9 protein-coding genes are annotated in these 8807 nt (G+C 73.9%); 4 read left to right on the top strand and 5 right to left on the bottom strand.

The features are described from left to right. Positions 1-41: 41 nt before the first annotated feature. A complete protein-coding gene (locus ACJOT3_RS16465) occupies positions 42-956 on the bottom strand; it encodes an alpha/beta hydrolase (protein ID WP_406973646.1) in 915 nt (304 codons plus the stop codon). A gap of 212 nt (positions 957-1168) precedes the next feature. Between ACJOT3_RS16465 and ACJOT3_RS16460 the strand changes: the two genes are divergently transcribed. Next, entirely contained in the window at positions 1169-2032 is an 864-nt protein-coding gene (locus ACJOT3_RS16460) for a helix-turn-helix domain-containing protein (protein ID WP_406973644.1), read from the top strand. A gap of 81 nt (positions 2033-2113) precedes the next feature. Here ACJOT3_RS16460 and ACJOT3_RS16455 read toward each other — a convergent pair whose 3' ends face one another. Together ACJOT3_RS16455 and ygiD are read right to left on the bottom strand one after the other, a co-directional pair. After that, positions 2114-2461, bottom strand: coding sequence for a hypothetical protein (locus ACJOT3_RS16455; protein ID WP_406973642.1), 348 nt, complete (start codon positions 2459-2461; stop codon positions 2114-2116). After that, positions 2458-3321 carry a 4,5-DOPA-extradiol-dioxygenase gene (gene ygiD, locus ACJOT3_RS16450; RefSeq protein ID WP_406973640.1) on the bottom strand — a complete coding sequence of 288 codons (864 nt, stop codon included), beginning with the start codon at positions 3319-3321 and terminating at the stop codon, positions 2458-2460. The genes ACJOT3_RS16455 and ygiD overlap by 4 nt, the downstream gene beginning before the upstream one ends. Positions 3322-3457: 136 nt before the next feature. Here ygiD and ACJOT3_RS16445 point away from each other — a divergent pair, with 136 nt between their 5' ends. Together ACJOT3_RS16445 and ACJOT3_RS16440 are read left to right on the top strand one after the other, a co-directional pair. After that, positions 3458-4318, top strand: a complete 861-nt coding sequence (locus ACJOT3_RS16445; RefSeq protein WP_406973638.1) for an SRPBCC domain-containing protein — start codon at positions 3458-3460, stop codon at positions 4316-4318. Between the two features lie 254 nt (positions 4319-4572). Beyond that, the gene (locus tag ACJOT3_RS16440; RefSeq protein WP_406973650.1) at positions 4573-4905 is read left to right on the top strand and encodes an ArsR/SmtB family transcription factor; all 333 of its coding nucleotides are present in this window, start codon (positions 4573-4575) and stop codon (positions 4903-4905) included. Between the two features lie 174 nt (positions 4906-5079). On the opposite strand, the gene ACJOT3_RS16435 is transcribed toward ACJOT3_RS16440, so the two are convergent. Both ACJOT3_RS16435 and ACJOT3_RS16430 read right to left on the bottom strand, forming a co-directional pair. Further along, the gene (locus ACJOT3_RS16435; protein WP_406973636.1) at positions 5080-6027 is read right to left on the bottom strand and encodes a hypothetical protein; all 948 of its coding nucleotides are present in this window, start codon (positions 6025-6027) and stop codon (positions 5080-5082) included. A gap of 327 nt (positions 6028-6354) precedes the next feature. Then, on the bottom strand, positions 6355-7536 hold the full coding sequence (locus ACJOT3_RS16430) for a DUF695 domain-containing protein (RefSeq protein WP_406973634.1): 1182 nt from the start codon (positions 7534-7536) through the stop codon (positions 6355-6357). A gap of 74 nt (positions 7537-7610) precedes the next feature. Here ACJOT3_RS16430 and mnmA point away from each other — a divergent pair, with 74 nt between their 5' ends. Beyond that, a complete protein-coding gene (gene mnmA, locus ACJOT3_RS16425; RefSeq protein WP_406973632.1) occupies positions 7611-8708 on the top strand; it encodes a tRNA 2-thiouridine(34) synthase MnmA in 1098 nt (365 codons plus the stop codon). The last annotated feature ends 99 nt before the right edge of the window (positions 8709-8807 follow it).

Raw genomic sequence — 8807 nt, 5'->3', positions numbered from 1 at the left:
CGGAACCCCTCCCCTTCCCGGCTTCCCGGAGCGGGAGCGGGTCAGCCCGCCAGGTGCTCGCCGAAGAACCCGGTGAGCCGGTCGGCGGCCTGGGAGACGTACTCGTCCCGGTCGTACAGGTCGATGTGGGTGGCGCCCTCGACCAGGAACAGCTCCTTGGGCTCGTGCGCCTTCTCGATCGCCTCCCGGCTGAAGTAGGCGGTGTCCGCCTCCGAGCCCGCGATCATCAGCAGCGGCCGCGGCGAGATCAGCCCGATCATCGCGTAGGAGTCGTACTGGGCGATCTGGTCGATGCTGCGCACCACCCACTCGTTGGTGGAGTTGCGGTGCCCGCCGCGCGGCGTGCGGTAGTAGTCCTGCGCCTCCCGGTACAGGGTGGGCGCCTCCTCCAGGCCCTCGGGGCTCTCGGGCGCCCAGTTCAGCGTGGCCGGGGCCGCGCCGCGCGCCTCGGCGGTGCGCAGGGCCCCGGCCTGGTCGAGCATGCCCCGGAGGACCTCCGGGCCCTGGGTCCGGCCCAGGCCCTCGACCAGCAGGCTGCGGATGTCCACGGCGCTGACCGTGGCCACCGCCCTGATGCGGTGGTCGGTCTGGGCGGCGAAGGGCACGTAACCCCCGGAGGCGCAGATGCCCACCGCGCCGATCCGGGCCGGGTCGATGTCCTCGCGGGTGGTCAGGTAGGTGACGGCGGCGCGGACGTCCTCCGCGCGCTGGAACGGGTTCTCCAGCCCGCGCGGCTCACCCTCGCTCTCGCCCTGGTACGCGGCGTCGAAGACGAGCGCGGCGAACCCGGCGCGGGCCAGCAGCTCGGCGTAGACGCTCGCGGTCTGCTCCTTCACCCCGCCGCCGGGGTGGGAGACCACGACGGCCGCCAGCGGGGCGCCGGTGTGGCCGTCCGGGGTGAACAGCAGGCCCGCGAGGGCGAGGCCGGTGCTGGGAAAGGCGACAGCGGTCTTCATGGGTTCCTCATCCGAATTCACGTCGGTGGTGTCGCGGGAAAAGCATCCCCGCCATTCGCGGCGGCCCTTCCGGGGGAGTCCCGGCGGCCGCACCATCGAGATTCACATGCGCCGTGGCCTGGGACAATGGGCCGGTGTCAGCCCCGGACAGGGCCGTCCTGGGACAGATCCGTCCCCCTGTCGAAAACCGGTTCCTCTGCGAGACTGGTCCCATGAGCGGTGATGCGCGCGCCAACGAATTGGGCGAATTCCTCAAGGCCCGCCGGGCCGAGGTCGACCCCCGGGCGGCCGGGGTGCCCCACACCGGGTCCCACCGGCGTGTCAGGGGCCTGCGCCGGGAGGAGGTCGCCCTGCTGGCCTCGATCAGCCCCGACTACTACACCCGCATCGAACAGGGGCGAAGGCAGGCGTCCGCGCCGGTGCTGGAGGTCCTCGCCCGGGTCCTGCGCCTGGACGAGGAGGAGCGCGCCTACCTGTTCGAGCTCGCGGGCCGGGAGCCGGCCCGCCCCCGCCGCCGGGCCGCGCAGCGGGTCCAGCCGCAGCTGCGCCGGCTGCTGGAGGAGCTCACCACCATCCCCGCCCTCGTCCTGGGGCGGCGCCTGGACGTGCTGGCCTGGAACCGGATGGCCGACGCCCTGTTCACCGATTTCGCGCGGGTCCCGGAGAAGCACCGCAACTACGTGAGGTTGCTGTTCACCGAACCGGCCTTCCGCGCGCTCCACGACGACTGGGAGTCCGTGGCCCGCAACGCGGTGGCGATCCTGCGCCGGGAGGCCGGGCGCGACCCGCGCGACCAGCGGATGGAGTCGCTGGTCGGCGAGCTGTCCGTGCGGGACGACGACTTCCGGCGCTGGTGGGCGGACCACCACGTCGCGGCCCTGGACCGGGGGCGCAAGGTGCTGCGCCACCCCGTCGCCGGGGAACTGACCCTGGACTGGGAGGCGCTGTCCTGCGCCGGGGACGCCGAGCAGCAGCTCGTCGTCTGGTCGGCCGAACCCGGTACGCCCGCGCACGACGGGCTGCGGTTCCTCGCCTCCTGGGCGGCGGGGGACGCCCGGTCCGCCGTGGAACGCTGAAACCCCGGGCCGCGGGCCCGGCCCCGGTCAGGCCTGGTCAGGGCCGGTCAGGCCCTGGCCCCGGTCACGTTTCGGCCCCGGTCAGGCCCAGGCGCGGTGGGCCCGGACGCCCGAGCGGTCCAGGGCCAGGTGGCGGTGGTCCGGCGGGGCCGTCTCGACGGCCTCCTCCACCTGCGCCAGGAACAGCTGGAGCGCGGCGATCACCGGTTCGGCGCCGGGGAACACCTCCCGCGCCTCCCGGGCCGTCGACCGCAGCCGGGCGCCCAGGGCCGTCGGGCTCACATGCAGGACGAAGGGCTGTTCCCCGCCCCCGCCGTGCAGCAGCACCGTGGTGCGGTCCGGGGCCGCGACGGCCGTCCGCTCCTCCCGGTTCAGGCGGTGCAGCAGCTCGTCGAACAGCTCCTCGTCGCCCCACTCCCCGGCGTTCACAGGTTCGTCCCGTCCGGCGGGACACCCGCGGGTAGGTCGCCGGCGCCGCCGCCCGGGGCGTCGGCCGACCGGGGGCACCGGGCGTCCAGCGTGTACGAGGTCATGGACAGCGACCCGTAGGCGTACCCGTCCACCAGCACGTCCGTTCCGCGGCCGGCGGCGGCCGCCACCCCCGCCAGGTAGAGGAGCGGGATGAAGTGGTCCGGGGTCGGCACCGCGGCGCGGAAGTCGCCGTGCCCGTCCAGGCCCGGCACCCCGCCCGGGTCGTCCACCATCACCTCCCTGGCGGTCTCGTCGAACCGCCGCGCCCACGCGAACCCCGCGTCCGGCAGCCGCGGGTCCATGCCGTGCAGGTTGTGCACCACGTTCCCGCTGCCGACGATCATGACGCCCCGGTCGCGCAGCGCCGCCAGCTTGGCCCCCAGCCCGAAGTGGTGGTCGAAGTCCTTGTCGGCGTTGATGCTCAGCTGCACCACGGGCACGTCCGCCTCAGGGAAGGCGTGGGTCAGCACCGACCACGCCCCGTGGTCGATCCCCCAGCTGTCCACGTCCGACCCCACCCAGGTGGGTTCGACGACCTCGCTGACCTCCTCCACCAGCGACGGCAGCCCCGGCGCCGGGTACTCCAGCTCGAACAGCTCCCGGGGGAACCCGTAGAAGTCGTGGATGGTGCGCGGCCGCGGCATCACCGTCACGGCGGTGGCGTTGATGTACCAGTGCGCCGAGATCACCAGGACGGCCCGGGGCCGGGGCGCCGACGCGCCCAGGGCGCGCCAGGCTCGTGTGTAGCGGTTGAGTTCGAGCGCGTTCATGGGGCTGCCGTGGCCGATGAACGCCGCGGGCATGGTCGTGGTCTCCACCCCTTCAGGATCGCCGCGGGCGCCGTCCGGGCGGCGGAGGCCCGGCGCGTGTCGCAAAGGAGAATGTGCAACCCGGTGGTTGCGCATTGACCTTTGTGGTGCAACTCTGGGGTTGCACTACAAGGAGGCTCCCACCATGACCGACACCGACCGGATCGAACGCTCCATCGACATCGACGCCCCCGCCGAACGCGTCTGGGCCCTGGTCACCCGCCCCGGGTGGTTCATCAACGACGGCGCCGTCATCGACCACACCATCGACCGCGAAGGCGACGTCGACGTGGTCCGCGACCCCGTGCACGGCGACTCCCGCTTCCGCACCGAGAAGCTCGACCCGCACCGCTACGCCGCCTTCCGCTGGCTGGACGCCGGCTCCGACGCCTCCACCCTGGTCGAGTTCCACGTGGCCGAACGCCCCGGCGGGGTACGCCTCACCGTGGTCGAGAGCGGGTTCGACACCCTGGGCGGCACCGAGGCCGACCGGCGCCGCCGCCTGGAGGAGAACACCGAGGGCTGGCGGACCGAGCTGGCCGCCGCCCGCGACCACGTGGACCCGGACACCGTGCACCGGGCCGTCCACATCGACGCCCCGCCCGAGCGCGTGTGGGAGGCCGTCACCGCGCCCGCGCACTTCGCCGCCTGGTACGCGTTCGGCGGCGCGGACTTCGCCGCCGAGGCCGGTGCGCCGATGACGCTGCGCTGGGACGAGCACGGCACCTACCGGGGGCGGGTGGTGGAGGTCGGGGCCCCGCGCCGGTTCGTGTACCGCATCGCGGCCGAGCCGGACACCGAGCCCGTGGACGACAACTCGACCCTGGTCGAGCTGGAGGTGCGGCCCTCGGGGAAGGGGGCGCTGCTCACCGTCGCCCAGACGGGGTTCGAGGCGCTCGCCCCCCGGTTCGGCGCGGTGGCCGGGAACGCCGCGGCGGAGGCCGACGGCTGGGCGGGCGGCTTCGCCACCCTGGCCGAATACGGGTACCTGGCCGGTGCGCGGTGATGGGCGGGGCGGACGGTGGGGTGTCCGAAAAGCCGGATGCCGGACGGACGAAGGCGCCTGCGGAGGGGGCGCGGTCCGTGGACGTGAAGGCGTCCGAGCGGGCGCGCACCGGGGAAACAGAGCCACCCGGGCAGCCGGGCTCCGGCAGGTTGAAGACGCCCGCGGCGGCACGGACCGCGAGTACGGAGGTGCCTGAGAAGTCGGGCGTGGGGCGGACGAAGGCGCCCGTGGCGGCGCGGGCCGTGAGCGCACCGGTGCCGGAGGAGTCGGCGGGCGCCACCGCCACCGTGTTCGCGGCGCTGGGGGACGAGACCCGGTGGGCGGTCCTGGTCCGGCTGGGCCGTGAACCCGCGTCGGCGTCGGCACTGGCGGCGGAACTGCCCGTCACCCGGCAGGCGATCGGCAAGCACCTGGAGGTGCTGCGGGCGGTCGGGCTGGTCGAGTCGCACCGGCGGGGGCGCGAGGTCGTGTACCTGGCGATCGGCTCCCGCCTGGACGAACTCGGACGGGACCTGCAACGGGTCGCCGAGTCCTGGGACCGCAGGCTCGCCGCCATCAAGGAGATCGCCGAACGTGGGGACGCGTGAACCGGTCGGGCCGGATTCACGGGCACCCGGGGCCGTGGGGGCCGACCCCATGACTCCGGATGTTCCGGCGACCGCACCCGGCCACGGGGGTGGGCCGCGGGCCTCGTGGCTCCGGGGCCCACCCCCGGTGGGAAGGCGGGTGAGGGATTTCGCCGTCCCGATCGGCCCGCCCGGTCAGTGCCAGGGGCGGGAGGGCAGCTCTTCGGCGAGGAGGTCGCGTTCGCCCGGGGACTCCGGGCGCAGGTACCCGGCGGTGGCGGCCAGGTCGGGCGCGGCGCCGCCGCCCGGGGCCAGGCTCACGATCCGCCCGTCGCGCATGGGCACGCGCAGCTCCACCGGGGCGGCGTCGGAGTGGTGGACGGCGACGGTGCCGTCGTGTTCGACGCACCGCGTCCCCGGGTAGTCGCAGCCCTGGTCGATCCCTCCGGAGACGTCGTCCCAGGTCACCACGTACAGTGGGGCGCCGTCCCCGTCGAGGTAGGTGAGCCGCAGCCCCCGGTGGGTGCGGTGGGCGGCGGCCAGCCCCCACTCGGGATGGTCCAGGACGGTGATCGGCCGCCCGTAGCCGCGTATCAGCTCGCCGGCGCGTTCGGCGGCGGTGTGGCCGCGCATCGCCTCGGACAGCACCGGCAGCAGCACCAGCAGCACGAACACCACGGCCACGGCGGGCAGCGCCCCCGGGGAGCCCTCGCCCGGCAGCCAGGCGGAGAGCATGGCGGCGCTCATCCCCAGGGTGGTGATGAGCCCGGTCAGGAACGGGATGTTGACGTTGGGACCGCCCGGTAGCGGGGCGGCGTCCGGCGCCAGGAACGACACGACGACCGGGACGGCCATGGCGGTGCCGGTCACCAGGACCGAACAGGTCAGGGCGTGCACGACGCCGAACCCGGTCAGCCAGCGGTCGGCCAGCCACGCCATGAGCAGGACGACCCCGGTGACCACCGGGGCGAGCAGGAACAGCCCCATCCCCGCGTCGCTCAGCGTCAGGGCGCGGGAGAAGTCCCACAGCGCCAGCGGGAACAGCGACATGAACGGGGCGCCCACCAGGCACAGGGTGAGGACGGCGCCGACCGCGGCGACGCGTGGTCGGCCCGTGGGAGCGCGGGGAAGCACACCGTCCATCGGGCTGGATCATCCTCCTGGCGGGGAGGCCACGTTACGCCTGTTGGGGCTTGAGCGCCAGATGTGCAACGCGGTATTCGGGCTTGACCTGGACGGCGTCCCGGTGCGGACGGGGTCCGCACCGGGTCGTCCGGTGGTCAACGGCGCTCCATGGCGAACGCTCGTCCGCTTGACGTGCCGGTTCGGCACGGCTGCCCACTCCGTCCGCCCGACATGGTCGCCCGACGAAGTCACTCGACATGGCCGCCGGACAAGGTCGCTCGACAAGGTCGCCCATACGGCCGATGCGCCCGCCCGGCACGTCCGCCCGACACCTCCGCCGGCGCGTCAGCGCTTGAAAAAGGCCCGGTAGGGGCGCAGCAGCCCGCCGAACACGCTCCGGTTCGGGTCCAGCTGGGTGCTGAGCTTGAGGTCGCCCTCGGCCCAGCCCTTGAGCTCGTCCTCGAACCCGGCCAGCGCGCCCGAGTCCGGGTCCAGGTAGAACAGCATGTCCTTGCGGCCGGGCACCGTCTGGTGCATGACCAGCGCGCCGTTGTCGCCCAGCACCCGGTTGAGCCGGTTCTCCAGCTCCTGGAGGGCGATCGCGGACGACTCGCCGGGGGTGCCGTCGGCGGCGACCTCGGCGTAGGGCACGATCACGCGCACGGCCAGGGTGAGCGCCGGGAAGTCGCGCCGGGTCAGCGGGTGCCGGGCCGAGAAGGTCACCCGGCCGCGTCCCGGGCCGGTCCCGTGCAGGGTGACCCAGCCGCCCTCGCCGCCGCCGATCATGTCGACCATCTGGCGCACCGTCGAGGGGATCGAGGTGGGCGGCAGCGGGTCCATGGGCGACTCGTCGAGCGGCTTCACCTCGGCGATGTAGCGGACCACGTCGTCCTCGCCCAGGGCGAGCAGCACCACGTGGTCGGCCAGGCCGCGGCGTACCTCCTCGGACAGGAACATGTTGTCCGGGTGGTAGACGCCCACCTTGATCCGGCCCGAGGCGTGGTCGACGTGCATCGACACCGACACGTGGGACAGGTCCAGCTCGTGGTCGTCCCAGCGCACGGTCCTGGCCAGGCCGTCGTGGTCGGCGGGCCGCGCCGGCAGGAACCGCCACGCGCCGTCCTCGGGGGCCGAACGCGCCCAGCGCTCGGACTGGATGCGGGCGTCGTCGGAGGCGCCCGGGCGCAGGGTGAGGGCGTGGGCGGCGGGCTCGGCCAGGGAGGCCGGGTCGTCCAGCGCCGCCAGCCGCTCCAGCAGCTCGTCGGGGTCGACGTCCATCGACAGGTCCAGGTCGGCCAGGTCGGGCCTGGGCGCGGCCGGCGCCGGGCCCACCTCCCAGTCCAGGTCGGGATGCAGGGCCTTGACCAGTGTGGTCACCCGTTCGGCGGCCTCGTCCGAGGCCGGGCGGTCCGCCTCGACGGCCTCGGTCAGGGGGCCGCGCAGGGACGGCCACGCCTCCCAGAACGCGGAGATCGCGGCGGTCGAATCGGTGGTGTCGTTGGAGCGGCGACGACGGAACAGAGCCATGGGTCGATTTTCGCAGAAGCGGACGACCACACCCGCCCCGCACACCCCCGACGGGCGCATAGTCTGGAGTCACTATGACTTTGCGTGTACTGGCCGCCATGTCCGGCGGGGTCGATTCCGCGGTGGCCGCGGCCCGGGTGGCCGAGGCCGGCCACGACGTGACCGGCGTCCACCTGGCGCTCTCCAAGAACCCGCAGTCCTACCGCACGGGCGCCCGCGGGTGCTGCACGGTGGAGGACTCCCACGACGCCCGCCGCGCCGCGGACGTCATCGGCATCCCCTTCTACGTGTGGGACATGTCGGAGGAGTTCGACCGCGAGGTGGTGCAGGACTTCGTCGCCGAGTACGAGTCCGGCAACACCCCCAACCCGTGCCTGCGCTGCAACGAGAAGATCAAGTTCGAGGCCGTGCTGGACCGGGCCATCGCGCTGGGCTTCGACGCGGTCGCCACCGGTCACCACGTCCGCAAGCTCGACGGGCGGCTGGTGCGCAGCGTGGACCAGGCCAAGGACCAGTCGTACGTGCTGGGGGTGCTGACCGCCGAGCAGGTGGAGCACGCGATGTTCCCGCTGGGCGACTGCACCAAGGAGGAGGTGCGGGCCGAGGCGGAGCGGCGCGGGCTGTCGGTGGCCGACAAGCCCGACAGCCACGACATCTGCTTCATCGCCGACGGCGACACCGCCGGGTTCCTCAACCGCAGGCTGGGGGAGCGGCCCGGGGAGATCCTCGACCAGGACGGCAACGTGCTGGGCGCGCACAGCGGGGCGCACGCGTTCACGGTGGGCCAGCGCAAGGGGCTGGGGCTGGGCGGCTCGCCGAACCCGCGCTACGTGCTGTCCATCGAGCCGGTGGACAACACGGTGACGGTCGGCCCGCGCGAGGCGCTGCGGGTGGACGGGATCACCGGCACGCGACCGGTGTGGAGCGGCTCGGAGCCGCTCACCGAGCCCACCGACTGCCACGTGCAGCTGCGAGCCCACGGCGAGGTGTACCGGGCGACGGTGCACCAGGAGGAGGGCGGTAACGGCCCCGAGCTGGTGGTGCGGCTGGCCGAGCCCGCCACCGGGGTGGCGACCGGGCAGGCCGTGGTGGTCTACGACGGCGACCGGGGCGACACGGTGCTGGGGTCGGCGACGATCTCCGCGACCTCGCGCGCGGCGGTGTCCGCCTGACCTGGGCGTGAGCCGGGGGTGAACGGGGAGTGGGCGCGGGCGTGAGCCTCACCACTTCCCGGGCGAAACGGGACGAACAGGGCGGCTTTTCGATCACGT

This window comes from Nocardiopsis protaetiae, assembly GCF_045446735.1.
GTDB lineage: Bacteria > Actinomycetota > Actinomycetes > Streptosporangiales > Streptosporangiaceae > Nocardiopsis > Nocardiopsis protaetiae.
Note: the sequence above shows the minus strand (reverse complement) of the source record. Positions and strands in the feature narration are given on the sequence as shown.

Bases quoted from the DNA above. Each gene is read 5' to 3' on its own strand.
- ACJOT3_RS16465 (WP_406973646.1), bottom strand. From the start codon at position 956: ATGAAGACCGCTGTCGCCTTTCCCAGCACCGGCCTCGCCCTCGCGGGC.
- ACJOT3_RS16460 (WP_406973644.1), top strand. From the start codon at position 1,169: ATGAGCGGTGATGCGCGCGCCAACGAATTGGGCGAATTCCTCAAGGCC.
- ACJOT3_RS16445 (WP_406973638.1), top strand. From the start codon at position 3,458: ATGACCGACACCGACCGGATCGAACGCTCCATCGACATCGACGCCCCC.
- ACJOT3_RS16435 (WP_406973636.1), bottom strand. From the start codon at position 6,027: ATGGACGGTGTGCTTCCCCGCGCTCCCACGGGCCGACCACGCGTCGCC.
- ACJOT3_RS16430 (WP_406973634.1), bottom strand. From the start codon at position 7,536: ATGGCTCTGTTCCGTCGTCGCCGCTCCAACGACACCACCGATTCGACC.
- mnmA (WP_406973632.1), top strand. From the start codon at position 7,611: ATGACTTTGCGTGTACTGGCCGCCATGTCCGGCGGGGTCGATTCCGCG.